This window comes from Aeromonas sp. YN13HZO-058 (genome assembly GCF_001921245.1).
Classification (GTDB): Bacteria; Pseudomonadota; Gammaproteobacteria; order Enterobacterales; family Aeromonadaceae; genus Aeromonas; species Aeromonas allosaccharophila.
The window spans coordinates 1-25,535 of sequence record NZ_MQSY01000011.1 but is presented as its reverse complement, the minus strand read 5'-3'; the positions used below and the strand labels follow the sequence as shown (position 1 = coordinate 25,535).

General features: G+C 57.9%; 26 protein-coding genes. All 26 read right to left on the bottom strand.

All coding sequences use genetic code 11. From position 1 onward, the window contains the following. Nucleotides 1-4: 4 nt before the first annotated feature. A complete protein-coding gene (locus BSP75_RS01495) occupies nt 5-925 on the bottom strand; it encodes a flagellar motor protein MotB (RefSeq protein ID WP_075111986.1) in 921 nt (306 codons plus the stop codon). A gap of 2 nt (nt 926-927) precedes the next feature. Continuing rightward, nucleotides 928-1,665 (bottom strand): flagellar motor protein, encoded by a 738-nt coding sequence (locus BSP75_RS01490; RefSeq protein WP_075111985.1) that lies wholly within the window; start codon nt 1,663-1,665, stop codon nt 928-930. 2 nt (nt 1,666-1,667) lie between these two features. Then, nucleotides 1,668-2,783 (bottom strand): chemotaxis response regulator protein-glutamate methylesterase, encoded by a 1,116-nt coding sequence (locus BSP75_RS01485; RefSeq protein ID WP_075111984.1) that lies wholly within the window; start codon nt 2,781-2,783, stop codon nt 1,668-1,670. A gap of 32 nt (nt 2,784-2,815) precedes the next feature. Further along, nucleotides 2,816-4,993: a chemotaxis protein CheA gene (locus BSP75_RS01480; RefSeq protein ID WP_075111983.1), complete on the bottom strand. Its 2,178-nt coding sequence runs from the start codon at nt 4,991-4,993 to the stop codon at nt 2,816-2,818. A gap of 11 nt (nt 4,994-5,004) precedes the next feature. After that, entirely contained in the window at nt 5,005-5,745 is a 741-nt protein-coding gene (locus BSP75_RS01475) for a protein phosphatase CheZ (protein WP_075111982.1), read from the bottom strand. Nucleotides 5,746-5,757: 12 nt separating this feature from the next. Next, a complete protein-coding gene (gene cheY / locus BSP75_RS01470; RefSeq protein WP_010634617.1) occupies nt 5,758-6,141 on the bottom strand; it encodes a chemotaxis response regulator CheY in 384 nt (127 codons plus the stop codon). 111 nt (nt 6,142-6,252) lie between these two features. Next, complete coding sequence (locus BSP75_RS01465) at nt 6,253-6,972, bottom strand: RNA polymerase sigma factor FliA (protein ID WP_075111981.1); 720 nt, start codon at nt 6,970-6,972, stop codon at nt 6,253-6,255. Then, complete coding sequence (locus BSP75_RS01460) at nt 6,965-7,840, bottom strand: MinD/ParA family protein (RefSeq protein WP_042011658.1); 876 nt, start codon at nt 7,838-7,840, stop codon at nt 6,965-6,967. The genes BSP75_RS01465 and BSP75_RS01460 overlap by 8 nt, the downstream gene beginning before the upstream one ends. Before the next feature lies 1 nt (nt 7,841). Then, complete coding sequence (gene flhF / locus BSP75_RS01455) at nt 7,842-9,266, bottom strand: flagellar biosynthesis protein FlhF (protein WP_075111979.1); 1,425 nt, start codon at nt 9,264-9,266, stop codon at nt 7,842-7,844. A gap of 16 nt (nt 9,267-9,282) precedes the next feature. Next, on the bottom strand, nt 9,283-11,385 hold the full coding sequence (flhA, locus tag BSP75_RS01450; RefSeq protein WP_075111978.1) for a flagellar biosynthesis protein FlhA: 2,103 nt from the start codon (nt 11,383-11,385) through the stop codon (nt 9,283-9,285). 107 nt (nt 11,386-11,492) lie between these two features. Continuing rightward, nucleotides 11,493-12,623, bottom strand: coding sequence for a flagellar biosynthesis protein FlhB (flhB, locus tag BSP75_RS01445; RefSeq protein ID WP_075111977.1), 1,131 nt, complete (start codon nt 12,621-12,623; stop codon nt 11,493-11,495). Then, nucleotides 12,616-13,413, bottom strand: a complete 798-nt coding sequence (gene fliR / locus BSP75_RS01440; protein WP_019444720.1) for a flagellar biosynthetic protein FliR — start codon at nt 13,411-13,413, stop codon at nt 12,616-12,618. Before fliR ends, flhB begins: the two co-directional genes overlap by 8 nt. Then, the gene (fliQ, locus tag BSP75_RS01435; protein WP_042011652.1) at nt 13,410-13,679 is read right to left on the bottom strand and encodes a flagellar biosynthesis protein FliQ; all 270 of its coding nucleotides are present in this window, start codon (nt 13,677-13,679) and stop codon (nt 13,410-13,412) included. Before fliQ ends, fliR begins: the two co-directional genes overlap by 4 nt. A 25-nt stretch (nt 13,680-13,704) precedes the next feature. Beyond that, the gene (fliP, locus tag BSP75_RS01430) at nt 13,705-14,478 is read right to left on the bottom strand and encodes a flagellar type III secretion system pore protein FliP (RefSeq protein WP_075111976.1); all 774 of its coding nucleotides are present in this window, start codon (nt 14,476-14,478) and stop codon (nt 13,705-13,707) included. Next, complete coding sequence (gene fliO, locus BSP75_RS01425; RefSeq protein ID WP_075111975.1) at nt 14,465-14,845, bottom strand: flagellar biosynthetic protein FliO; 381 nt, start codon at nt 14,843-14,845, stop codon at nt 14,465-14,467. The genes fliP and fliO overlap by 14 nt, the downstream gene beginning before the upstream one ends. Continuing rightward, a complete protein-coding gene (gene fliN / locus BSP75_RS01420; RefSeq protein ID WP_042011648.1) occupies nt 14,842-15,234 on the bottom strand; it encodes a flagellar motor switch protein FliN in 393 nt (130 codons plus the stop codon). The genes fliO and fliN overlap by 4 nt, the downstream gene beginning before the upstream one ends. Before the next feature lie 49 nt (nt 15,235-15,283). Continuing rightward, nucleotides 15,284-16,354: a flagellar motor switch protein FliM gene (gene fliM / locus BSP75_RS01415; protein WP_042658705.1), complete on the bottom strand. Its 1,071-nt coding sequence runs from the start codon at nt 16,352-16,354 to the stop codon at nt 15,284-15,286. Between the two features lie 8 nt (nt 16,355-16,362). Then, a complete protein-coding gene (gene fliL, locus BSP75_RS01410; RefSeq protein WP_075111974.1) occupies nt 16,363-16,878 on the bottom strand; it encodes a flagellar basal body-associated protein FliL in 516 nt (171 codons plus the stop codon). Nucleotides 16,879-16,935: 57 nt separating this feature from the next. Beyond that, the gene (locus BSP75_RS01405; protein WP_075111973.1) at nt 16,936-18,942 is read right to left on the bottom strand and encodes a flagellar hook-length control protein FliK; all 2,007 of its coding nucleotides are present in this window, start codon (nt 18,940-18,942) and stop codon (nt 16,936-16,938) included. 67 nt (nt 18,943-19,009) lie between these two features. Beyond that, the gene (gene fliJ / locus BSP75_RS01400; protein WP_042060546.1) at nt 19,010-19,450 is read right to left on the bottom strand and encodes a flagellar export protein FliJ; all 441 of its coding nucleotides are present in this window, start codon (nt 19,448-19,450) and stop codon (nt 19,010-19,012) included. Nucleotides 19,451-19,477: 27 nt separating this feature from the next. Further along, the gene (fliI, locus tag BSP75_RS01395; protein WP_075111972.1) at nt 19,478-20,809 is read right to left on the bottom strand and encodes a flagellar protein export ATPase FliI; all 1,332 of its coding nucleotides are present in this window, start codon (nt 20,807-20,809) and stop codon (nt 19,478-19,480) included. 52 nt (nt 20,810-20,861) lie between these two features. Continuing rightward, entirely contained in the window at nt 20,862-21,686 is an 825-nt protein-coding gene (gene fliH, locus BSP75_RS01390) for a flagellar assembly protein FliH (RefSeq protein WP_075111971.1), read from the bottom strand. 68 nt (nt 21,687-21,754) lie between these two features. Beyond that, nucleotides 21,755-22,816, bottom strand: coding sequence for a flagellar motor switch protein FliG (fliG, locus tag BSP75_RS01385; RefSeq protein ID WP_005334749.1), 1,062 nt, complete (start codon nt 22,814-22,816; stop codon nt 21,755-21,757). After that, on the bottom strand, nt 22,809-24,518 hold the full coding sequence (gene fliF, locus BSP75_RS01380) for a flagellar basal-body MS-ring/collar protein FliF (protein WP_075111970.1): 1,710 nt from the start codon (nt 24,516-24,518) through the stop codon (nt 22,809-22,811). The genes fliG and fliF overlap by 8 nt, the downstream gene beginning before the upstream one ends. A 46-nt stretch (nt 24,519-24,564) precedes the next feature. Further along, nucleotides 24,565-24,882, bottom strand: a complete 318-nt coding sequence (gene fliE / locus BSP75_RS01375; RefSeq protein ID WP_033135920.1) for a flagellar hook-basal body complex protein FliE — start codon at nt 24,880-24,882, stop codon at nt 24,565-24,567. Between the two features lie 125 nt (nt 24,883-25,007). Then, on the bottom strand, nt 25,008-25,397 hold the full coding sequence (locus tag BSP75_RS01370) for a hypothetical protein (RefSeq protein ID WP_075111969.1): 390 nt from the start codon (nt 25,395-25,397) through the stop codon (nt 25,008-25,010). Nucleotides 25,398-25,535: the final 138 nt, after the last annotated feature.

Below are 25,535 nucleotides of genomic sequence, written 5' to 3'. Positions count from 1 at the left end.
TGTATCAATCCTGCCTTGTTGTTATGCGTATGCCACCACCGGGCAAGGTGATCACCTTTATCTCTCCTGCATCCACCGCTTGCTGTACCGCAGGAACCGGCTCGGCAACCACAGTGGTCGTTGCAACCACAGGCGCCGGCGGCACCCAGGCAAATTTGGAGATAGCGACCACAACCTTGCGATTCTGCAGTCTGCCCTGCTCGCTGCCGTTGTCAGCAAAGGGGGAAAACTCGCCATATGCCTCGAACGCCAGACGCTGGGGCGCAATACCATCGGCGATCAAACCATTGAGTACCGCCTCGGCCCGAGCGGCAGAAAGCGCCCAGTTAGAACGATAAATTTCATTATTTATCTGCTGGTTATCGGTATAACCCCGAACTCTTACATAGTTATCGACCGGTTTGAGAATACTTGAAAGAGTATTAATGACCGGTGCTGCATTTGGCCCCATAAAGGCGCTGCCGCTGCCAAACAACAACCCGGAGCTGAGTTCAACCGTCAGCCAGTTCTCATCTTGTGTCAGTTTGACGATACCGGCATCCACCAGCGAGCCCATGCTCTGTTGCAACTGCATATCGAGTTTCGCAAGTGTCGTGCCATCTTGCAGCACTGGCACACTAGAAATGGGAGCAAGTGAAGGAGAAGGGGACGCAGGGCTTTCCAGCAACGAGGGGGATGCAGAGACCGCATTATCCAGCAGGGAATTGCCCTGCCCCTCAAGCAAACCATGGCTCCCGGGTTGCATGACACTGAACGCCTGACTCATGCCATCGATCACTGCACGGTATTTGTCCTTATTCACCAGAGCAACGGAGTAGAGCACCACGAACAGAGCAAAGATCAGCGTCATATAATCGGCATAAGAGACCAGCCAACGGTCAAGATGCTCGCGACCCTGCAAGTGCAACCGATAGCGCTTGCGCATGGCTACTCTCCTTTCAAATAGGCCCTGAGCCGACGCTCAACCTGCACACCATTTTCACCATGGGCGATGGCCAGTAGCCCTTCCAGGGTCATCTCCTGAAAGAGTGCGTAATGATAGTGAAATGCACGCAACCGGTTGGCGATCGGCAGATAAATGAGGTTGGCAAAACCCACCCCATAGATGGTTGCCACAAATGCGACTGCGATACCTGCCCCCAGCGCTGACGGATCTTCCAGATGAAACATGGCCTGGATTAGGCCCAGCACGGCACCGATGATGCCGATGGTCGGACTGTATCCTCCCATGGATTCAAAGACCCTGGCGGCATGTTCATTGCGCTCCTGCTCGATATCGATGTCCGCTTCCAGCAGCATACGGATATCCTCTGTGGATACCCCATCGACAATCATGCCAAGCCCTTGGCGGGTAAAGCTGTCTTCCTCCTGCTCGGCCTGATTTTCAAGAGCCAGCAGCCCTTGCTGGCGTGCAAAGACGGCCCACGACTGCAGCCGTTCAGCCTGCGTCGAGAGATCTTGCCGGGGAGGGGTAAAAATCCATAACAGCTGGCGCAACGCCAGCAGAATGTACTTGGCAGGAGTCTGCAATGTAACGGCACCGATAGTACCGCCCAGCACGATCAGAAAAGCAGGCCCGTCCACCAGCGTCAACAGGGAGCCACCATGCCACAGCTGGGCAATAGCAATAGCCCCCAATGCCAGGAGCAGACCGAGCAAGCCCATGATTAGCGCCCCAACTCAACCAGAATGCGCTGGGCCACCTTGTCCAGAGGAAGTGATTCGCTGGCAATCCCTGCCTTGGCAACCGCTTGGGGCATACCATATACCACGCAGGAAGCTTCATCCTGAGCCCAGATGGTAGAGCCTTGCTCTTTCAGCAGTCTGGCACCATCACGGCCATCGGCGCCCATACCGGTCAACACAATCGCCAGCACCTTGTCGGCATAAGTTTTGGCCGCCGAGGCAAAGGTAATATCTACACAAGGCTTGTAGTTCACCTTGTCGTTGCCATCAATGATGCGGATGCGGGCACCTGCACCACGCCCTTCCAGCAGCATCTGTTTACCACCAGGCGCCAGATAGGCATGTCCCGGTTTGAGCACATCGCCATCTTCTGCCTCCTTGACGCCAATCTGGCATAACCCGTTGAGACGGGCGGCAAATGCGGCGGTGAAGGTGGCAGGCATATGCTGGATAAGCAGGATGGGATGGGGAAAATCCCCCGGCAACTTGGTCAGCACATTTTGCAGCGCAACCGGCCCACCGGTAGAAGTACCGATCGCCACCAACTGATAAGTCTTGCCACTGCGCTTGAATGAGGCACTTGGCACAGTGCGTTGCAGGTCAGACGGACGCTCAGGCGCTCTGGGCGCAGTGCTGCCCAGTGGCGCACGAGCAACCGGTTCAGGTGCTTTGGGGCGGGCTGCAGGTGTCATCAGGAAACGCTTGCGGGAGATCTCCTTCACCCGCTGTTGCAACAATCTGACCGCTTCGTCCTTGTCTCTGGCAATGTCCTCAAACTTCTTGGGCAAAAAGTCGAGGGCTCCAGCGTCCAGTGCATCCAGCGTCGCCTTGGCCCCTTCATGGGTCAGGGAGGAGAACATCAGAATGGGAGTCGGACACTTGGCCATGATCTCGCGCACCGCACTGATGCCATCCATGACGGGCATCTCGATGTCCATGGTGATCACATCAGGGCGCAGCGACATCGCCTTGTCCACCGCTTCACGTCCATTCTGGGCCGTGTCGATCACCGTCAGCATGGGATCCTGATTGATGATTTCACTCACCCGACGGCGAAAGAAGCTCGAATCGTCGACAACTAATACCTTGACTGCCATTGTTATTTTTCTAACTCCTTGGGCCTGAGCTATTAATGTCTACGCGCATATGCTTTGAGCAGACTCGGCACATCCAAAATAAGAGCAATCCCGCCATCGCTGGTAATCGTCGCTCCGGCCATCCCCGGCGTACCTTGCAGCAGGTTATCGAGTGGCTTGATCACCACCTCTTCCTGACCAATCAGGCTGTCTACCACAAACCCGATTTGCTGAGTGCCGATCTGCACGATCACCACATGCCCGGTATCCTGACGAGAACGCTTGTTGGCGCCGCGGATCAACCATTTATGCAAATAAAAGAGCGGTATCGCCTTCTCGCGCACAATGATGGTGAGCTGGCCATCAACCATGTTGGCTTTTTTCAGATCCAGATGGAAAATTTCGTTCACGCAACCAAGGGGCAATGCAAAGGTCTGCTCGCCTACTTCCACCATCAGGGTCGGCAGGATCGCCAGCGTCAACGGAACCTTGATTTCGAGACGGGTACCTTTCCCCCAGGTGGAGTCGATATGCACCGAGCCATTAAGACTGACAATGCTTGTTTTAACCACGTCCATCCCGACGCCACGACCTGAGATGTCCGAGATCTCGGCCTTGGTTGAAAAGCCCGGGGCAAAGATCAGGTTATAGGCATCGTTGTCGCTCATGCGAGCGGCAGTATCTGCATCCAGAACACCGCGACTGATTGCGATGGACTTGAGCTTCTCCGGGTCCATCCCTGCGCCATCGTCCTCGATGCAAAGCAGGATATGGTCACCTTGCTGGGAAGCGCTAAGGGTAATCGTCCCTTGCCGCGGTTTACCCGCTTTCTCCCGCACATCCGGCATTTCTACCCCGTGATCGCAGGAGTTGCGAACGAGGTGGACAAGAGGATCGGCAAGCGCCTCCACCAGGTTTTTATCAAGATCGGTCTCCTCGCCCACCATCACCAGCTCAATATCTTTCTTGAGGGTCCTGGCCAGGTCACGCACAACGCGAGGGAAACGACCAAACACTTTCTTGATGGGCTGCATGCGGGTTTTCATCACCGCACCTTGCAGGTCAGCCGTTACCACATCCAGATTGGCAACCGCCTTTGACATCTCTTCATCATTGCTGGCAATACCAAGGCTAACCAAGCGGTTACGTACCAGTACCAGCTCACCCACCATATTCATGATGACATCGAGGGTCTTGGTATCCACCCGAACGGTGGTATCGCTCTGTACCGCACTGCTTTCAGCTGGCGCTGGAGCGGCCTTGGCTGCGGGAGCGGGTGCCTTGGCTGCTTCTGCGGGTTTTGCCGGTGCTGCCGGTGCGGGTTTCGCTACAGGGGCTGCCGGTTTGGGCGTCGTCACCGCGGCAGGTGCGGCAGGTGCGGCAGGTGCGGCAGGTGCCATCGTACTCTGCGGCCCCTGGCCGCGACCATGCAATTCATCAAGCAGACGCTCAAACTCATCATCATCGATAAGCTCGTCCACCTCTTTTTGCACGGACTTCAAGGGGTTAACCTCTGGCGCCCCCATGTGCTGGCCCTGACCATGAAGCTGATCCAGCAAGGCCTCAAACTCATCATCGGTAATATCACCAGAGCCGCCAATAACAGGAGGGGCTGTTGTCGTTTTGGTGGGTGTACCACCCACGCCATGAAGTTCATCCAGCAGACGCTCGAATTCGTCTGCAGAAATTTCATCTATAGAGCCACCGCCATTGACAGGCGCGGGCTCACTGTTAACGATGACGGGCTCGACAATTTCGGGGGCAACCTCGACGATCGGCGCAACAGGTTCCGGCTCGGCGGCACCTGCAGAGCTGGTAGCAGTACGCAACTGCTCTTCACCTTCAGGCTTGCACAGCTCATGGAGATCATGAAGCAAATCATCCGACGCAGGGCTAGGCGCTTCGCGATTTTGAACTTGGGTGAACATGACATTGATGGCATCCAGCGCTTGCAGGATCACATCCATCAGCTCGGCGGTCACGGTTCGCTTGCCATTGCGCAAGATGTCGAACACGTTTTCCGCACCGTGACACACATCAACCAATTCACCGAGCGACAGGAAGCCTGCCCCCCCTTTCACAGTATGGAAACCGCGAAAGATGGCGTTCAACAGGTTCTTGTCATCGGGCCGCTTTTCCAAGTCGACCAGTTGTTCAGACAACTGTTCCAATATTTCGGATGCTTCGACCAGAAAGTCTTGCAGTATGTCTTCATCAACTTCGAAGGCCATGCGTCACTCCATTAGAATCCCAGGCTAGACAGCAGATCGTCCACATCATCCTGACCATTAACCACATCGGCGCGAGCCTCCGGATTCATGATCGGTCCTTCTGCTTCAATCCCGCTGACAGGAAGAGTACGAGTTGAATGCTCAGCAGAAGCCTCACCAAACATGGTCAGCATTTCTATTAATTTTGTTTCAACTTCCTGAACAAGCTTGATGACCTTGCGGATCATCTGGCCTGTCAAATCCTGAAAATCTTGCGCCATCAGGATTTCTGTCAGCAGTTGCCGTAATTTATCGGCATCAGACTCCGAAGCCTTAATAAAATCATCAAGTTGGTGACATAAAGCTTTGAACTGTCCCACGCTCATGTCACGGGACATCAAGGCATTCCAGTTCGGCATCACCAGCTGGATATTGTCATTCAGGCGATCCGCTATCGGTAAACTGGCTTCCACCGCATCCATAGTGCGATTGGCCGCCTTGTCGGTCATATCGATAACGTAGCTCAAACGTTCCCGTGCATCGGGAATGTCATGAGTAGCCAAGTCAGGAATGCGGGGGTCAATGCGAAATTCTTGAAGTGAATCATGCAGTTGTCGGGTCAGCTTACCTACTTTTTCAAACAGATCAGCTGCGTTGGGGGCACATACTTCGGCAAGCAGTTCATCGGCCAGCTCAAATTCGCTTTGCTCCAGATGAGCAACAAGCATCCTTGCCTGGTCGAGCGAAATCATTGCTCTCGTTTTGGCCATCATCCCTGCAGCTCCTTAGCCAATTCGTTCGAAAATTTTGTCGAGTTTTTCTTTGAGCGTTGCTGCAGTGAAGGGCTTGACGATGTAACCGTTGACGCCAGCTTGCGCGGCCTCGATGATCTGCTCGCGTTTGGCTTCAGCCGTTACCATCAGTACCGGCAGATGCTTGAGCTTGTCATCGACGCGAATAGCTTTAAGCAGGTCGATACCTTGCATGCCAGGCATGTTCCAGTCGGTAACCACAAACTGAAAATCACCATTTTTCAGCATCGGCAGCGCTGTATTGCCGTCATCCGCCTCATGGGTATTGTTAAATCCCAAGTCGCGCAGCAAGTTCTTGATAATCCGGCGCATCGTTGAAAAATCGTCAACAATGAGGATTTTCATGTTCTTGTCCAAAATTCCCTCCTAAATAGCCACCAGAGTGGCTCACTTACATGATGCTAAAAACGGGTTGTGTCGTGCGAATTATGCCTTAGAGTTTCATCTCAGTGTAGCCAGTACAAACACTTATAGATGCCAATCTCTCAAACGAGCGCGTAATCTGTGCATCGCCTGACTATGGATCTGACTCACACGCGACTCGCTCACATTCAAAACTTCGCCAATTTCGCGCAAATTCAGCTCTTCATCGTAGTAAAGAGAGAGAACCAAAGCTTCTCTCTCTGGTAAACGACCAATTTGCTCAGATAATTGAATTTGAAATCGCTCGGCAGCCAATTCATCGAATCCGGAGCCTGAAGGGGCATCATCGGGATTACCGATGACATCCTCACTGACACCCAAATCCTCGATGCCTATAATTTTGCCGCAAGAGACATCCTGCAACATGACGTGGTAGTCGGTGATGGAAACTCCCATCTCGGCAGCGACCTCGGTATCTCGCGCGTCACGCCCATGAGCCTGTTCGACATTCTCGATCGCTTCTGCGATAGCCCGGCTGTTGCGATGCACTGAGCGGGGTACCCAGTCACCACGCCGGATCTCATCCAGCATGGCGCCACGGATGCGGATCCCGGCATACGTCTCGAAACTGGCACCCTTGCTGCCGTCAAAGTTACGGGAGGCTTCAAGCAGCCCAATCATACCTGCCTGGATCAGGTCATCCAGCAAGACACTGCTGGGCAGGCGAGCCAACAAATGCTGGGCAATCCGCTTGACCAGGGGAGCATGACGCTCCACCAGCACGTAGGAATCCTGATGACGCAAGTACGCTTGGGCTTTATTCACGGGAACCTTCCTGTGTTGTGGCCGGTTTCTGCAACAAATTTTCCAGGAAAAACTCCAAATGGCCACCCGGCTGGTTGGGAACCGGCCAGCTCGCCGCCTTGTTGGCAAGGGCACGGAACGCCAGCGCGGCCGGCGACTTGGGAAACGCCTCGACAATCAGTTTTTGCTTCCGCACGGCCGCACGCAGATTGGTGTCGTAAGGCACACAGGCAACCAGTTCCAGCGAGGTGTCGAGGAAACGATCCGTGACCCGGGTCAGCTTGGCAAAGAGCTCCTGCCCTTCGCGCAGGCTGCGCACCATATTGGCCACCACCTTGAAGCGGAACACGCCGTGATCCTTGGAGAGGATCTTGATGAGTGCGTAAGCATCTGTGATGGAGGTTGGCTCGTCACAGACCACCACCATGATGTCCTGAGCGGCACGGGTGAAGCTCAGCACCATGTCGGAGATACCCGCCGCCGTATCCACCATCAGAATGTCGACCTGAGTCTTCATTTCGCTGAAGGCGCGGATAAGCTCGGCATGCTGCACCGGCGAAAGCTCGACCATCGACTGGGTGCCCGAGGTCGCAGGCACGATCATCATGCCGTAGGGGCCTTCGACGATGATGTCGTCGATGGTGCATTCACCGGCCAGCACGTGAGAGAGGTTGCGATGAACCCGCAGCCCCAGCATGACGTCGACGTTCGCCAGACCCAGGTCGGCATCCAGTACCATCACCCGCTTGCCTTGGGCTGCCATGGCTCCGGCCACGTTCAGGGTCACGTTGGTTTTGCCCACGCCACCTTTGCCACCGGACACGGCGATTACTTTTACTCGATTGTTTTGACGCATTTTGCGCAGACCACTCGCCTGATCCATATACATGTTACTCATAAAACTCCGAATCTTCGGCCTCGCCAAAGCCTGCGCCCCAGAAATAGGGCTCATCTGTTTCTCGCTCCAGCGAGCCCATGGCCGCTCCGACGAGCTGCGCCGCATTGGCAACCTGAATATCTTCCGGAACTCTTTGTCCGTCAGTGATATAGCTAATGGGCAAAGCATTCTGGATACACACGTTAATCACTTCGCCCAGATTCAGACTTTCATCCAATTTGGTAAGTATGCAGCCGCTTAATGGAATACGCCGGAAATGGTCCACCGCCTCCTGCATCACCCGACGCTGGGAGGTCGCCGACATCACCAGATAACTGCGGATCCGCACCTTGGCATTTTTGACCAGGGTATCGAGTTGCTCGGTCAGGCGGATATCCCGCTGACCCACCCCGGCCGTATCGATAAGTACCAGCCGACGATGGCGGAACTGATAAAGCGCATTGGCCAACTCTTCGGCATCACGCACCTGGCGTACCGGGCAACCCATGATGCGGCCATAGGTCTGCAGCTGTTCATGAGCACCGATCCGGTAGTTATCGGTGGTGATCAGCGCCACCTGCTCGGCGCCATACTTCATGGCGAAACGGGCCGCGAGCTTGGCGATGGTAGTGGTTTTGCCCACCCCGGTCGGGCCAAGCAGCGCAACCGCGCCACCCTGACGCAAAATCTCGTCCTCGCTGATCTTGAGCTGGGCCGTCAGCACCTCGGCCAACTGGGCCATGGCCTGATGGATGGACATGTCCTCGGGGATGAGGCCCGCCAGTTGATCGGCAAACGCATCGTCAAAGCCGAGCTTTTTGAGTTCCTTGATCAGCAGGGCCCGCATCGGTTCGCGGCGCTCCACCTCTTGCCACATCAGACCGGAAATCTGGTGCTCCAGCAATTTGCGGATGCTGGCCATCTCCTTGCGCATCCCCTCCATCTCCTGATCCCGCTGGGCAGGTTGAGGAGCACGCTGGCCGGAGGCAACCCTGGCCTTGGGCTTGGCAGGTTCCGGGGCTGCGCCCCACTGCCCCTGTTCGGCCAAGGTTCTGGGCGCGGCATTGGCAGCAGCCAGACCGGCCGATTGGGTGTTGCCCATTGGCGCAGCACTGCCCGGCTTGAGCTTCTGCTGGCGCGCCAGCAAGGCAGCCAGGGTATCGGCATAATGTTCGTTCTGCTCCTTCGCCGGAGTCGGCTCGGGACGGATCATCTGCCGAGCGGCAGACGAAATATTGACGCTCTCATCGTTCAGCTGACGGCGAACCGGCGCATCTTTGGGCCCCGGAACCTGGGATTGATAATCGACTGCGGCGACTATCTCTACCCCTCCGGTGACTTTTTTGTTGGACATGATGACGGCGTCAGGCCCGAGAGTCTCCTTGACCTCGGCCAGAGCCGTTCGCATGTCCTTGGCAAAAAACCGCTTAATCTTCACCCGTCGTCTCCGCTAACTAGTTCTGCCCCACCGCACTGACGATGCGAATTTGCTTGTCGTCGGGCACTTCCTGATAAGACAGAACGCGCAATCCAGGAATGGCATTCTTCACAAACTTGGCCAGGGTATTGCGCAAGATCCCCGATGTCAGCAGCACGGCAGGTTGACCTTCCAACTCTTGCCGCTGTGTGGCCTCCACCAGTGAGCGCTGCATCCGCTCCGCCAAGCCCGGTTCAATACCGGCACCATCACCGCCACCTGCCTGCAGGGATTGATGCAATATACGTTCCAATTCCGGCGCCAAGGTAATCACCGGCAGCTCAGGATCCGGGCCTGCAATCTCCTGCACAATCAGGCGACGCAGGGCAATCCGGCAAGCGGCGGTGAGCACTTCCGGATCCGGACTGCGCGGCGCGTATTCAACCAGGGTCTGCAGGATAGTGCGCATATCGCGGATTGGCACGCCTTCATTGAGCAAATTCTGCAATACCTTCACAAGGTTACCCATGCTGATCACTTCCGGCACCAGCCCTTCGACCAGCTTGCTCTGATGTTTGCCAATCATGTCCAGCAGCTGTTGTACCTCGTCATGCCCCAGCAACAGAGCAGCATGGTTGGTCAGGATCTGGCTTAGATGGGTAGCCACCACGGTCGCGGTATCAACCACCGTATAACCCAGCGTCTGCGCCTGAGAGACCATCTCCTTGGCAACCCAGACCGCTTCCAGCCCGAAGGCGGGATCGCGGGTGGCTATCCCCTGGATCTGGCCGAACACCTGCCCCGGATTGATGGCCATCTCTTTATCATGGTAGACATTGGCCTCGCCGGTACTGACCCCCATCAAAGTGATGCGATATTGGTTTGGCGCCAGATCCAGATTGTCGCGAATGTGCACGGCCGGGACCAGAAAGCCCAGCTCTTGCGAGAGTTTCTTGCGTACCCCTTTGATCCGGTTGAGCAGTTCACCACCCTGATTGCGATCCACCAGCGGAATCAGCTGATAGCCGACTTCAAGCCCGATGATGTCCACCGGCATCACATCATCCCAACTCAGCTCTTTCTGCTCATGAGGCTGTTCGGCAGTGGCAGGCAACAGCTCGCCCTTGGCCGCTTTGGCTGCCGCCAGTTTCTCGCGGCGCAGCAGCCACCAGGCTCCGGCGGCCGAGAGAGCCCCCAGACTCAGGAAGGCAAAATGCGGCATCCCCGGCACCAGCCCCATCATCAGCAGAATGCCGGCAGAGATGATCAGCGCCTTGGGATTGTCAAACAGCTGACCCAGTACCGCTGTTCCCATGTCCTGATCGGTATTCTGACGGGTCACTATGATGGCGGCGGCGATGGAGAGCAGCAGGGAGGGGATCTGCGCCACCAGACCATCACCGATGGCCAGCAGGGTATAGATCTCGGCAGACTCGCTGAAGGTCAGCTGGTGCTGCATCATCCCGATGATGAAGCCACCGATGATGTTGATAAAGAGGATCATGATGCCCGCGATGGCATCCCCTTTGACAAACTTTGAGGCACCGTCCATGGAGCCGTAAAAGTCGGCTTCCTGGGTCACATCCTGACGACGCTTCTTCGCATCTTCCTGATTGATGAGACCGGCGTTCAAATCGGCATCGATAGCCATCTGTTTGCCCGGCATCGCATCAAGGGTAAAACGGGCACTCACTTCCGCGATCCGCCCGGCACCCTTGGTGATCACCACAAAGTTGATGATCATCAGGATGGTAAAGACGATGATGCCGACCGCATAGTTGCCGCCGATCACCACATTACCGAACGCCTCGATCACATGGCCCGCAGCGGCAGTACCATTATGACCTTCCAGCAACACCACCCGGGTCGAGGCGACGTTCAACGCCAACCGCAGCAAGGTAGCGAGCAGCAATACGGTCGGGAAGGCAGCAAATTCGAGGGGACGCCGGGTATAGACGGCCACCAGCAGTATCACGATGGAGAGGGCAATGTTGAAGGAGAAGAGCACATCCAGCATCAACGGCGGGATGGGCAACACCACCATGCCGAGCGCAGCCAATACCAGCAGAGGGGTACCAAGGCCTTTGCCCAATACTCCCCGGTACTCTTTGAACTGGCCCAATACTGCCTTGAATTCCATCGCGCTTCTCAATTTCAACCTGCTGGTGCCAGATTAAAGCAAACATCAAGCCAACAATACAAGATATTGAAATACAATGGATTTATTTTGACTACGTCAGAACTTTGTCATTTGCGATATTCGGTCGGGATGGGGAGATCCTTGGCCAGCGGCTGGGGACGACGCCCCTGACCACGGCGGAATTTCTTGAGCTGGAAGACATAAGCAAGCACCTGGGCAACTGCCGCAAACAGCCCTTCCGGGATCTCGTGGCCCAGCTCGGTTGAATGGAAGATAGCCCGGGTCAAGGCCGGTGACGGCATGATCGGGATCTCGTACTCTCTGGCTATCTCCCTGATCTTCATTGCAATTTCATCAGTGCCCTTGGCCACGACCTTGGGCGCGGCACCGGGTTTGCTCGCATCATACTTGAGCGCCACCGAGTAGTGGGTAGGGTTGGTGATCACCACATCGGCCTTGGGCACATCGCCCATCATCCGGCGCATCGCCATCTGCATCTGCAACTGGCGGATCTTGCCTTTTACCTCGGGCTTGCCTTCGCTGTCCCTGAACTCGTCCTTCACCTCCTGCTTGGTCATCTTGAGCTGACGCATGTGATTCCACTGCTGGAACGGCACATCGATGGCCACGATGGGAAGCAGGGCGCAGCAGAGGATGATCAGCATCCAGAGAAAAAGCTCCAGCGCATCGATAATGCCGCCGGGAAATCCCTCCATGGAGAGGTTGAGCAGGTGATTGAACTGGCTGGATAACATCCACCAGGCAAACAGGGTGATGAACACCACCTTGGCGATGGACTTGACCAACTCGATCAACGACTGCACCCCGAACATCCGCTTGAGGCCACTGAGCGGACTCAACTTGCTCATCTTGGGCATCATGGCTTCGGTGGAGAAGTTCATCCCCCCCATCAGGGTGTTGCCGATAAAAGCGGCAATCGCCACCAGCGCGAACAACAGCCCCAGCGGAAGCACCAGTTCCCCCAGCAGCGCCGGCAACATGGCGATCATGGCATTGGGATCGAAAGCCTGCTCCCGATCCAGGGTAAAGCCCATGGTGACGACCTTGATCATGGCTGTCGCCAGCGAGCCCTTGAGCATCAGCAGGCCAAATACCGCCGAGAGCAAAACGCTGGCGGTTCCCAACTCTTTTGAACGTGCAATCTGCCCTTTTTCACGGGCCTGTTGCAGTCGTTTGCCCGTGGGTTGTTCGGTACGTTCCTGGTCGGTATCAGCCATGAGCGCCCCCGAAGCACTGGGTGTTGATCAGCTCGCAGCTGACCTCCTGCACCCGCTCCCACATGATGTCGAAGTGGCCGAGGAACCCGCCGATAGTGAGCCAGAGGATCAGCAGACCCGACATCATGCTGACCGCAAAACCGATACTGAAAATGTTGAGCTGCGGCGCCGCCCGGGTCATGACGCCAAAAGCGAAGTTGATCAGCAGCAGGGCGACGATGGCAGAAAGGGCCATCACCAGTGAGGCCTGATACATCACTCCGAGAAAACCGATCAGGGTACGGATGGCCGGTAAAGTGAGTCCAGCGTCCGACACCGGCAAGGTTTCAAAGCTGAGGATCACCAGCCGCAGCATCACCAGATGGCCATCCAGCGCCAGAAACACCAGGGTCGCCAGCATCAGATAGAATTGACCCACCACGGGGGCCGACTGGCCATTCATCGGATCCACCAGGGTGGCAAAGCCGAGGCTAGTTTGCATGGCGATGACCTGACCGGCCATCACGAAGCTCTCCATCAGAAACTGGGTCATCAGACCAAGGGCAATACCGATCAGTAGCTGCTGGCCCAATACCAGAAAACTGCCGGCAGAGAAGAGCTCGATAGGGGGCATTTTCGGAAGCAACGGGGCGATCAGAAAGGTGATGGCCAAAGCCAGCCCCATCCGTACCCGCGCAGGGGCGAGGCGACTACCAAACACCGCCATCACCATCAGCAGACTGCTCACCCGCGCCAGTGGCCAGAGGATCGAAGACAACCACTCCATGATCAGAGCGGTTGTGTAGGTCATCCCACCACCTCGGGGATTTGGTTCACCATCAGCACGAAGAAGTCCATCAGACTCTGCAAGCCCCAGTGAGCGCCCGCCCCCAGCGCAAATAGCGTCACGATGAGACGGGGCAGAAAGCTCAGGGTCTGTTCGTTGATGGAGGTCGCAGCCTGAAAGATGGCAACGACCAAGCCAATCATCAGGCTGGGCAGGATCACGGCGCACACCATGATGGTCACCAGCCAGAGCGCCTCACGAAAGACGTCGACAAAGGTTTCAGGACTCATGTTCGGGCTCCTTGCGCTCGACCGGCTAACCGGCACCCAGTCCGAAACTGTTGGCCAGCGACCCCAGAATAAGGTTCCAGCCATCCACCATCACAAACAGCATCAGCTTGAAGGGCAGCGAGACGATCATCGGCGAGAGCATCATCATCCCCATCGCCATGAGAATACTGGCCACCACCAGATCGATGACCAGGAACGGCAAGAACAGCATAAAACCAATCTGGAAGGCGGTTTTCAGCTCGCTGGTGACAAAGGCAGGGATCAGCACCCGCAACGGCACATCGGCCGGTTTATCCACCTGTACGTTGGCGATCTCCATAAAGGTGTTGAGATCCTTGATCCGGGTCTGGGCCAACATGAACTGGTGGATGGGCAACTCGGCCCGCTCCAGCGCCTCTTTTGCCTGAATGGTCTCGGCCAGATAGGGCTGCAACGCTTCATCATTGATGCGATCCAGCACCGGCGACATGATGAAGAACGACATGAACAGGGCGATGCCGATCAGCACCTGGTTGGAGGGGCTCTGTTGCAAACCGATCGCCTGACGCAAGATACCCAGCACCACTATGATGCGGGTAAACGAGGTCATCATGATCACCATGGCCGGCAAGAAGGAGAGCGCAGTCATCAGCGCCAGCACTTGCAGGGTCAGGCTGTACTCCTGAGAGCCATCCCCCATGGTCTTGACGGTCACCGCCGACATGGCGTCCTGTGCCAGCGCGGGCCAAGAGCAGAACAGTGGGATCAGCAGGCCGACCAGCAGCCCTGTTTTCAGCAATAAGCCGTTAGCTTTTTTCATGCTTGCCCATCAATTTGCCAAGCTGCTGTGAAAACGCCTGCTGCTGATTTTCATCCAACGGCTGTTCCAGTCGATAGAGGAAGTTGACCTGCTGCGGCGTTACGCCGACCAGCAACTGCTGTTCCCCTACCTTGACCACCAGCAGCTTCTCTTTGTAACCCACCGGCAACGAGGCGATGACCCGCATCTGCCCCCCGCCCATGGCGGTCGCCAGCTTGCTCTTCTTGAGCAGAAAACCCAGCACCAGAATGAGGCCGATCACCATCAGACTGGAGAGCAACCAGGAGCTCAGACTGGGCGCATTGGTGGATGCCACTGTCTCGGCAAAGGCCGGAACAGGCAGCAATAACAACAGGAGGCGCGTCATTTGAGCTTCTTGATCCGTTCAATCTGGCTGATGACGTCGGTCAGGCGAATACCGAACTTGTCGTTCACCACCACCACCTCGCCGTGAGCGATCAGGGTACCGTTGACCAATACGTCCAGCGGCTCGCCTGCAACGCGATCCAGCTCCACCACCGAACCCTGGTTCAACTGCAGCAGGTTGCGGATGCTGATCTGGCTGCGGCCCACTTCCATGGCAATGGTGACCGGGATATCGAGAATGGTGTCGAGCTTGCGTCGCTCCTCGGCACTGATGGGGGCATCGTCGGTCAGCTCCTCAAGCGGGGCTGGCTTGGCTTCAGCAATCACCTGTTCTTCCAGCGCCGCAGCCCAGGCATCAGCCATCAAATCCTCTTCCTCAGTTCCGCTCATCTTGTTTCCTTATGCTACTTCGTGACCGTTTACCGCAATAAACCGTCGATTATCGCTGTTGATCTTCTATGCTGCGCTCGAGCTCTTCCAGCTCGGCCTCGCCATCAATTCGTACCCCGCCGCGGGTCACCAGATGCATCTCTGTCTTGACCCCTTCCGGGCGCTTGAGTTTGTCGGTGATCTTGAGCGCCACATTGTCCTTGGTGCGGCCCATCTTGGCATGGAAGGTGGGCAAATCTTCCACATAGACCAGCAGATTTTCCGGCATCTCGACCGGGATGATATCGCCGGGTCGCAGCTCCATCAGTTCACGCAGGGTAAGTTCGGTCTCCAGCAGCTTGGCGCGCAGCTCTACCTTGACGTCCATGATTTCGTCACGCAGCGCCTTGCTCCAGCGCACGTCGGTATCACCCTTGTCACTCTGCACACCGGCATCCAGCAGTTCGCGGATCGGCTCCAGCATGGAGTAGGGCATCGCCACGTGGAAGTCGCCGCCACCGCCATCGAGCTCAATGTGGAACGAGCTGACCACGATCACCTCAGTCGGGCTGACGATGTTGGCCATCGCCGGGTTCACTTCCGAGTCGAGATACTCGAAGCCCACATCCATCACCGGCGCCCAGGCATCCTTGTAATCCTCGAACACCAGTTTGAGCAGCATCTGGATGATCCGCCGCTCGGTCGGGGTGAACTCGCGCCCTTCAATCTTGGCGTGATAACGGCCATCGCCACCGAAGAAGTTCTCCACCAGGATGAAGACCAGCCGGGCCTCCATGGTGATGAGCGCCGTCCCCTTGAGCGGGCGGAAGCGCACCATGTTGAGACTGGTCGGTACAAACAGGGTATGGACATACTCGCCAAATTTGAGCATCTGCACGCCGTTGATGGAGACCTCGGCGGTGCGACGCATCATGTTGAACAAGCTGATCCGCATGTGGCGAGCGAAACGTTCGTTCACCAGCTCCAGCGTCGGCATGCGACCACGGACGATGCGGTCCTGGGAGGAGAAGTCAAACTGGGCAACGCCGGGATCCCCCGCCGAGCCTATCTCTTCCTCTTCGACATCATCGACACCGTGCAAGAGGGCATCAATTTCGTCCTGACTTAACAGATCGCTCACGCTTCCACCTACTGCATCACAAAGCCGGTAAACAGCACTTGTTCGATAACGGGGGAAGAGACCAGGTCCTTGAGCACCCGACGGCACTCTTCCAGTGAATCCTTGCGCAGCTTCTCTTTACCTTCGAAGGTCATCAGCTGTTCGGCACTGGCTGCACTGAATACCCGCAGCAAAGTGCCTTCAATCAGGGGAATATTCTGTTTGGCCAGCGTCTCGTCGGCAGCACCGCGCACCATCAGCTGGATCTTGATCTGCACCAGTCGATCCCGCTGGGCACCCGCGACGTTAAAGACAAAGGGTCGCGGCATCCCCACATACAGGGAGGGTTGAGGCGCTTCCACCTTGGGCTTGCCCTCTGCGCCCTCCGCCGCTTCAGCGGGCGGTTTTTCCGAACCGGAGAGCATCAGGAAGGCGCCAGCACCGCCACCGCCCAGCAAAATAACCGCCAGGGCAATGATAATGATCAGCTTCTTTTTCTTGCCCGCGGCCGGGTCTTTTAGCGTCAACTCGTTATCGTCAGCCATCCCTTGTCCACCCTAGTCTCAAACTTGTTCGATATCATAAACTTACTCGGGATTGCATCAAGCATAGAAATCAATTCCGGAACCGTTTGTCGATTCCACCAGCAAACTGAGGTTGGCAGTGGTGGGTTCCCCCTCAACCAGCCCGTTACCGGCATGTGACTGACCGCCACTCTGACCCTGCTGCCCCTGCCCGCTAAAGGTAGGCTGACCCTGTTGTTGCTGTTGCTGCGACTGCTGTTGAACCTGCGTCTGGCCAAGCTGGATCCCCTGCCCCGCCAGCATGTCACGCAGACGGGGCATCGCCTGCTCCAGCATCTCGCGAGTCTGTCCATGTTGTACCACGAAATGGACGTTGGCCTGGCTGTCGGCTCCAATCTGGATCTGGATCTTCATCTTGCCAAGGCCGAGGGGGTCGAGCTGAATTTCCGCCTGTTGCAGTTTCTCGGCCAGCATTACGTTGACCTTCTGGTGCAATTCGGCAGGCGCTTCCTGACTGGCCAGTTTCAAATGGGGTAAATTCTGCGGTTCACGGCGCAACGTGCCCTCGGCGGCGGGCGCCCGGCTGTCGGCCACCTGGGATTGGGGCTGGCTGTTCTGGCCATGTTGTACAGTCTGGCTCTGGCTGCTCTCGCTGCTCGATGTCGTAGCCACAAGACTCTTCTCCGCCTCACCGGCCTTCGGTTTCACCTCCAGCTGAACCGCTTTGCGCACCTCGTCGGTGCCCGTCACTTCCATCTGCTTGATACCGGCTGAAATGGTCGACAGCGGCGCTTGCGGCCCCTGAGATTCGGCCTGCGCCAACATCTGCTGCGGCGCCACCATCACCGGGGTGGCAGCGCTATCGGCCTGAGTCGTGGTATTTGACGTCACGCTGCTCTGGGCTGCGGCACTTTGCGCCGTTGTCACCTGCGCCGAACCTTGATTGGCTACTGTGGTAGTGGCTGGCTGCTGGCTTCCCTCGGTGGCACTCTTTTCTGTCCCCTTACCAGCCGCACCACTGCCCTCTGCGGTGGTGGCAGTGGTTACGGTGCCCGCATCAGGTTGCTTGAGCCCCTCGCTGAATGCCTTGAGCGCAGCCCCCTGAGTCGCGGCTTGCGCCGTCTGTCCCTTGCCGGTCACGGCGCTGCTGGCTGCGGAGTCGGATTTACTGTCGTCCGTTTGTTTTGTTGCGAGTGACTCAGCGGGTTTGGCGGCGCTGCTGGCTGCGGGGTCGGATTTGCTGTCGCCAGCTTCTTTTGTTGCGAGTGACTCCGCAGGTTTGGTGGTACTGGCCGACTCATCGACCGGCAGCACCTTGGCCAGCTGGGCCATTCGTTCTGCCCCCGTGAGGGGCTTGGTGTGCTTGCCATCCGCGGGGGTTTCTCCCTTGGCAGAGGCTTTTTCCCCGGACGGCTCATCCGCAGTGGTCGCGGCCTTTTCTCCCTCAGGGGAGAGGGCCGCGGGGGAGAGAACGGCGGAGGATGCGTCGCCCTGCACCACCACTCGCGCCGAGGAGGACGATACGGTGGTTTCAGGTGTCGATTGGGCGGTTGTGGCCAACGGCGATTGCGCCCCGGTCTGACCGGCAAGCTGGCGGGCGATCCCGGCTGCGGCAGGGGCTGGCTCGCTTTCATCCAGCGCAATGCTCTCCTGCTCACTCTCTTGCGGCAACGGATTGCCGTCTACCGCGGTGGTGCTCTGTTGGGCAGCCACCGCCAGCTGGGGCGTCACTAGCGAGGTATCGAGCTTGAGGGAGTCTTGCAGACGCAGCAGAAAGTCGGTGGCGGGAACCTCTTCAACCTTACTGTCGGTGTCAGGATCCTGCTCCTTGCTGACCTCCTCTTTGGGAGAGGTGCTCTCGGTCGCCAAAGATTTGGCTGATCGGACATTGTTATCGCCCTGACTGGCCTCGGCGGCGCCCTGTTCGCTGTTCTGGGCTTTGGCAATCAGGGTGGCGAAATCCCCCTTGCTGTCGCTGCCCGCCCCCCCATCGATGCTTTTGCTCTCGACGGAACCACTCAGAGGAGCTTTGTCCAACCCGTTGGCCGGAGCCGAAGGCGTTTGTGTCAACAGTGTCTGCATCATGATGGGATCCCTGAATTCTGGTGGCCCCCAAAGAGATGGCCGCCGACAATGTCCAGATCAAAGCAAGTTACAGGCCAGATTGATGAAAGCGCCGCAACATGGCGTACTCATCCAGCATCTTCTGCTCCTGACGCTGGGCTTTCTGCTGCTCGCGGCTCGCCTGCTTCTCCAGCAGAAGCTCTACCGCCTTGCGCCGCTGCTGGGCCGCCAGCCACTCTTCACGGCGCAGCTCCAGCGCCTGACGCACCTGCAGCACCCCTTCGTACTGCTGGGTCGCCGCCTGTTCGAGCTTGTTGATAAAGGCGTGATACTGGCTGTTTTGCTGGGGCGAGATCCCCTGCAAGCCACGATCGGTCCACTGCTGGTGATAGATCTGGCGGTACTGGTTGAGGGCATTTTGCTGATCCATGAACAGCTTGAGATCCTGCTGCGCCTTCACCAGCGCCAGCGCACACTGTTGCTCCGCCTCCACCAACCGCTCGGCCAACAATACCAGCCCTCTACTCATCGTCGACCCCTCTGTTACCGACCATCATCAGCGCATCAATGGCATCGCCACCATCTGCAAGGCTTGCAGGCCATCATCGTAGTGAATGACCTCGCGCATACCCTGCTGCAAGAACTGATCCAGATAGGGTTTTTGAATGATGGCGCGGTCGATGCGCGGATCGGAGCCCTGACTGTAGGCGCCGATGGTGATGAGGTCCCGGTTCTGCTGATAAAGGGAGTAGAACTGCTTGAGGGTGCGCGCCAAATCCATATGTTCCGGCGAAGTGACCATGGGCATGACCCGGCTGATGGACTTCTCGATGTCGATGGCCGGATAGTGACCCGCATCGGCCAGCTCGCGCGACAGAACTATGTGGCCATCGAGGATCGCCCGCGCCGCATCGGCGATGGGATCTTGCAGGTCATCCCCCTCGGTCAAGACGGTGAAGAAGGCGGTGATGGAGCCCTGGCCATCACTGCCGTTACCCGCCCGCTCCACCAGCGCCGGTAATTTGGCAAATACCGACGGTGGATAGCCCTTGGTCGCTGGCGGCTCGCCCACCGCCAGTGCGATTTCACGCTGGGCCTGGGCGTAACGGGTCAGGGAATCCATCAAGAGCAGCACGTTAAGCCCCTGATCGCGGAAATACTCGGCGATGGCCAGCGCCGTTTCACACCCCTTGAGACGCATCAGCGGCGAGGCATCGGCGGGGGCCGCCACCACCACGGAGCGGGCACGCCCCTCCTCTCCCAGAATGTCTTCGATAAACTCTTTCACTTCCCTGCCCCGTTCACCGATGAGGCCGACCACTACCACATCCGCCACCGAGCCGCGGGTCATCATGCCAAGCAGCACCGATTTACCAACACCGGAACCGGCAAACAGCCCCATCCGCTGGCCCTGCCCTACCGTCAGCACGGCATTGATGGCGCGAACCCCCACGTCCATCGGCTGATGGATCGGGCGGCGAGAGAGCGGGTTGATGCGGTGCTGGGCAAACTGCACGGTCTGGGAAGAGATAATGGGGCCGAGGCCATCGAGTGGCTGGCCGATGCCGTCGATGACCCGGCCAAGCAGGTTCATGCCAACCGGAATGCCGTGCTCTTCGGTGATGGGCACCACCCGGGCACCGGGGATCACCCCCTTGAGCTGTTCACTCGGCATCAGAAACAGGCGATCGCCGGAGAAGCCCACCACTTCTGCTTCCAGCATGCCGTCCTGGGTATCGATGCGGCAGAGCGCACCGATGGCGGCGCGGCAGCCGATGGCTTCGAGGGTCAGCCCCACCACCCGGGTCAATTTGCCGGCAACCGGCGGTTTGGGGGCGCTGTCGCGTACCTTGTACCCTTGCAACCGGTTCAGTAGCGAGCCGCTCATCTGGCCTCCTGGGAACTAAAAAGTGCAGCCGGACAGCAACGTCCGGCATCGGTTATGGGCGTGCGTCCTGCGAAGCCGGATTCTGCGACGCATTGTCCCGCAAGAAGTTGCGCAGCAGCTGATCGATGCGCCCGGAGAGGGTCAAATCGATGCTGGATAGCTCGGTCGCCAGTTGCAGATCGCCGGGGGAGAGGGTAGGATCGCTCTGCAGTCGCCAGTGGCGCCTGGCACACTCTTCGGCGCCAAATGCCTGCTCGACTCGTGCGATATCATCGGGATGCAGCATCAGGGTCACCCCCTGCTCGGCGGCAGGCAGCAACGCCAGCCCCTCTTTAAGCGCCTCCAGCAAAATGCGCGGCGAGGTCTCTGCCTCGTGACGAATGAGCGCGCGGGCCAGTTGCATCACCAGCGAGACCAGCTGCTGCTCCACCGCCTGATCCAGCTCATTGAGCGGATTGGCAAGGCGGGCGGCGAGCCCCTGCCAGTGGGCGATCTCCTGCTCCACCAGCTCGCGACCCATGGCCAACCCCTCCTCGCGTCCCTGTTCGAGACCGGCAGAGTGGCCCTGTTGCAATCCTTCCAGCTTGCCCTCTTCCATTCCCTTGGCATAACCGGACTCGCGCCCCTCGGCCATTCCCTCTTCCCAGGCAGCCTGACGGATCGCTTCGAGCTCTTCGGCGGTGATACTCGGGGTCGGCTCCTGTTCGGGCTCCGGCTCCACCACCTCCTCTTCCTGCTGATACCAGTCAGGGGCCAGGCCGAGGGCATTGGTGGGCGCACCCGGCTCCACCTCGACGGCCATCTCGGGCCAGCCCCAGGTCTCTACCTGGGCATCATCGCCCTCTGGGCGCACATAACCACGCAGTTTGTTGTTCATGCTTTGCGCGGCTCCTCGCCACTGCCCGATGCGGGTTTGGCATCGTGATTCTGTTTATGGGCCATGGCTTAGAGGAACTCCTCGCCGCCACCGGCACCCAGCATGATCTCGCCAGCATCCGCCAGACGGCGGGCGATGGAGAGGATCTCTTTCTGGGCTGCTTCCACTTCGGAAACCCGGATCGGCCCCATGGCCTCCAGATCGTCCGCCAGCATTTCGGCCGCCCGTTTGGACATGTTCTTGAAGATCTTCTCGCGCATCTGATCGTCGGAGCCCTTGAGGGCGCGTTGCAGCAGATCCCCCGGCACTTCCCGCAGCATGGTCTGGATGCCGCGGTCGTCCACATCGATGAGGTTTTCGAACACGAACATCAAATCCTGGATTTGCTGGCTCATCTCTTCGTCCGACTCGCGGATAGAGTCCATCAACTGGCCTTCGATGTTGGTATCCAGGTAGTTCATGATGTTGGCGGCTGCCTTCAGGCCGCCCATCTTGGCTGCCTGGGCACCGGCCGCACCGGCGAACTGTTTCTCCATGATGTCGTTCAACTCTTGCAGTGCCGCCGGTTGCACCTCTTCGAGGTTGGCGATACGCATCACCAGATCGAGGCGCACCTGCTCCGGGAACTGGCTCAGGATCTCGGCGGACTGCTCCGGCTCCAGATAGGAGAGCACTATGGTCTGGATCTGCGGGTGTTCGTTCTGGATGATGCTGGCCACCTGACGGGCATCCATCCACTTGAGCGAATCGAGGCCGCGGGCGCCGGAACCGAGAATGATCTGGTCCACCAGGTTGCTCGCCTTGTCCTCGCCAAGGGCCGCCACCAGCGCCTTGCGCACGAAGTCTTCGCTGCCGATACCGATGTTGGTGTACTTCTGGATATCGTCGATGAATTGACGGTGCACCGCCGCCACCCGATCGTGACTGAAGTCGGACATGGAGGCCATCGACATACCGAGCCGCTGCACCTGCTTGGGCTCGAGATGACGGAAGATCTGGGCGGCATCCTCTTCATTGAGGCTCAGCATCAGCACCGCAGCCATCTCCATCCCCGACATCTGGTCGAGGATCTGGCGCTGACTGTCGGTGATGTCATTGCCGGTAACCTGGCTCTTCTTTTCTTCAGGCATCTTTGTTCGTTACCCATTCTTTAATGACCTGAGCGGCCAGATCCGGCTCGTTCGCTACCAGCGCACGGACCGCCTTGAGCAAGTCTTCGTCACGGTGCAGATCAGGCAGCTTGAGCTGACCATCGCGTACACCGAATACCTGATCGTTCTCGACCTGGGCTGACAGCAGGCTTAACTCGTCGTCGCCACCCAGTACGGTGTGGTTGTCAAAATCCAGTTCCCCTTCCGGTTTGGCATCCGGATAGAGCAGTCGCTTGAGCATGGGACGAACCACGGTCACGATCAAGACGATGATCACCAGTACCGAGGCGGCAATGCGCACCGCACGCCAGAACCAGGGCTGATCATAAATCGGCAAGTCGGCAACGGTTTCCAGCTCGGGACGATTGAACGGAATGGCGACCACCTCAAGGGTATCACCACGGGTCACATCAAAGCCAAGACCGCCGCTCAGCAGACGACGCAAGGTATCGATCTCTGCCTGACTGCGCGCTTCGCGGGTCACGGCCCCGTCGGCACCGGGCACTGATTTATAGTCTACCGCGACCGAGACGGTCATGCGGCGAATGCCGCCCATCTGGCGACGGGTATGGCTGACGGTGGTATCCAGTTCAAAGTTGCGGGTCGCCTCTTTGCGGGAACGGCCGGAAGAAGCCGCCCCTGCGCCATCGCCACCGGTGGCCTGCTCGGGAATGTTGGACGCCGCTGGCGGCTGGTTGGAGAGGGCGCCGGGCACGCCACCGCTGCTGCCATTGGCGCTGTTCTCTTCCATGGTCATTTCGGAGCGCACCGCAGGCAGGTCGGGGTTGTAAGTCTTGCGGGTCTGCTCCTGCTGGGAGAAGTCGAGGGAGAGATCCACCTCCGCCGTATAGTTGTCGGCCCCCAGCACCGGGATCAGGATGGCGTCAATTTTTTGTTTGTATTCCAGCTCCTGCTTCTGCTGCATGGCAAACTCTTTGCGAGTCTGGGCAGAGACCGGGTCTTGCGAGCCGGAGTTGAGCAGGCGACCGTTCTGGTCGGTCACGGTCACACGGGTCGGTTCGAGGCCATGAACGGCAGAGGCCACCATGTCGACGATGGAGTCCACCTCTCCCTGCCCCAGCGCCGCCCCTTTCAGGTTGAGCACCACGGTGGCACTGGGTTTGCGTTCGTTGCGGGCAAAGACGTTGTCTTTGGGGATGGCCAGCAGCACCTGGGCCTTGGCCACATTCTGGAACTGCTCGATGGCGCTCGCCAGCTGGCGCTCGCGGCTCAGCTTGAGGCGCTCACCCTCCATCCGCTGGCTGACCCCGAAACTGGAATCTTTCAGCAGGATATCTTCACCACCGATGCTGGTATCGGCGACATTGGCGAGACCGGCACGGGTCAGAGCCAGCTGGATAGTGGCGTAATTTTCGGCGTTGACCAGCACGCTCTTGCCATCCACCTCATAGGGGATCTTCTGCTGATCGAGGAAGTCGAGGGTCTTGACCAGCTCCTGGGTGGTGTAGGTGCCGAGGGGACGCATGTCCGGCTCCTTGCCCCACAGCAGGATAAACACCGCGATGGCCAGACAGATGGCAAGCCCCAGGATCAGGGTGATTTGTCGCAGTACATCGGTATTGGACAGGAATCCCAGCGCCGAACTCTTCTGCTCATTTTCATCGAGGGCTGCGGTGCCCTCATCGTTTATCAGCAGATCGCCGTTTTGGTCAGTAGCCACGATTTATGTCCTTATTGCTGACATGTTCATGATGTTCAGTAATCACTTATACCGGCATGTTCATGATGGTCTTGTAGGCATCGACCATCTTGTTGCGCACCTGTACCGTGGCTTCAAAGGCGATGGAAGATTTTTGGCCGGCGATCATGACCTCGGCCAGATCCACCGACTTGTCGCCCATGTCGAAACGGGTGCGCAGATCATTGGCGGCGCCTTGCAGCTCGTTGACGTTGCCCAGCGCCTGTTGCAGCAGCTGACCAAAGTCGGATGTCACCGGACGACCGGGCTGTGCCAGCGGCGTTGCGCCTGCTTCAATCTTGAGCGCCTGCATCTCTTGCATCAGGCTGCTTGCACTTATTTCCATTTTCCATCCCCAGACAATTCATTGACGCTGACTGGCTTAAAGCAATAAAAGTGCCAATCAGGTAAAATACTCTCACGCCAAGGGAATGGGGTATTCGCAGAGCACTGATGAGGAGCCCGCATCACTCACGGGCGCGGTACGCCATCCTCACCAAATAACAGCCTCAGATAGCTAAGATGCAGATCGTAATGTTCTCCGGCGGGTAGTTTGACCAGCACTTCGTCGTGAAGGTAACCCGCACGGCTCACTGCCCGCTCGGGCGAGATCAATCCCTCCACCACCAGCCTGGCGACAATCGCCTCCGCCAGGGCCATCGTCGCCTCATCGGCCTGCCCCCAGCCAAAATGCCCCCGGTATTCCGATCCTGCCGAGCCGGGTTCGAGGGGAAAGACCTGCGCCCCCTTGACCCAGAAGGCCATGGGGATGCCATCCTGCAGACGCAGATAGATACTCTGCTTGTCCCACTCTCGACTCGGGCTCATCTCCATCCCACCCGGTTCCGTTGCTTGTACCATGCCACTCTCCTTGTTCTGTTGATAAATATTGCTGGCGCCCACGTAAAAGAGGGCCAGTGGCCTAATGCCGATCAGTTAAGGATCCATTGACCGATCCTGCTGATGTGTAAAAATCCGAAACCTGTTGATTGGTTTCGG

Coding starts and splice junctions, on each gene's coding strand:
- BSP75_RS01495 (WP_075111986.1), bottom strand. CDS start 925: ATGCGCAAGCGCTATCGGTTGCACTTGCAGGGTCGCGAGCATCTTGAC.
- BSP75_RS01490 (WP_075111985.1), bottom strand. CDS start 1,665: ATGGGCTTGCTCGGTCTGCTCCTGGCATTGGGGGCTATTGCTATTGCC.
- BSP75_RS01485 (WP_075111984.1), bottom strand. CDS start 2,783: ATGGCAGTCAAGGTATTAGTTGTCGACGATTCGAGCTTCTTTCGCCGT.
- BSP75_RS01480 (WP_075111983.1), bottom strand. CDS start 4,993: ATGGCCTTCGAAGTTGATGAAGACATACTGCAAGACTTTCTGGTCGAA.
- BSP75_RS01475 (WP_075111982.1), bottom strand. CDS start 5,745: ATGATGGCCAAAACGAGAGCAATGATTTCGCTCGACCAGGCAAGGATG.
- BSP75_RS01460 (WP_042011658.1), bottom strand. CDS start 7,840: ATGTATATGGATCAGGCGAGTGGTCTGCGCAAAATGCGTCAAAACAAT.
- flhA (WP_075111978.1), bottom strand. CDS start 11,385: ATGGAATTCAAGGCAGTATTGGGCCAGTTCAAAGAGTACCGGGGAGTA.
- flhB (WP_075111977.1), bottom strand. CDS start 12,623: ATGGCTGATACCGACCAGGAACGTACCGAACAACCCACGGGCAAACGA.
- fliR (WP_019444720.1), bottom strand. CDS start 13,413: ATGACCTACACAACCGCTCTGATCATGGAGTGGTTGTCTTCGATCCTC.
- fliQ (WP_042011652.1), bottom strand. CDS start 13,679: ATGAGTCCTGAAACCTTTGTCGACGTCTTTCGTGAGGCGCTCTGGCTG.
- fliP (WP_075111976.1), bottom strand. CDS start 14,478: ATGAAAAAAGCTAACGGCTTATTGCTGAAAACAGGGCTGCTGGTCGGC.
- fliO (WP_075111975.1), bottom strand. CDS start 14,845: ATGACGCGCCTCCTGTTGTTATTGCTGCCTGTTCCGGCCTTTGCCGAG.
- fliN (WP_042011648.1), bottom strand. CDS start 15,234: ATGAGCGGAACTGAGGAAGAGGATTTGATGGCTGATGCCTGGGCTGCG.
- fliL (WP_075111974.1), bottom strand. CDS start 16,878: ATGGCTGACGATAACGAGTTGACGCTAAAAGACCCGGCCGCGGGCAAG.
- BSP75_RS01405 (WP_075111973.1), bottom strand. CDS start 18,942: ATGATGCAGACACTGTTGACACAAACGCCTTCGGCTCCGGCCAACGGG.
- fliJ (WP_042060546.1), bottom strand. CDS start 19,450: ATGAGTAGAGGGCTGGTATTGTTGGCCGAGCGGTTGGTGGAGGCGGAG.
- fliI (WP_075111972.1), bottom strand. CDS start 20,809: ATGAGCGGCTCGCTACTGAACCGGTTGCAAGGGTACAAGGTACGCGAC.
- fliH (WP_075111971.1), bottom strand. CDS start 21,686: ATGAACAACAAACTGCGTGGTTATGTGCGCCCAGAGGGCGATGATGCC.
- fliG (WP_005334749.1), bottom strand. CDS start 22,816: ATGCCTGAAGAAAAGAAGAGCCAGGTTACCGGCAATGACATCACCGAC.
- fliE (WP_033135920.1), bottom strand. CDS start 24,882: ATGGAAATAAGTGCAAGCAGCCTGATGCAAGAGATGCAGGCGCTCAAG.
- BSP75_RS01370 (WP_075111969.1), bottom strand. CDS start 25,397: ATGGTACAAGCAACGGAACCGGGTGGGATGGAGATGAGCCCGAGTCGA.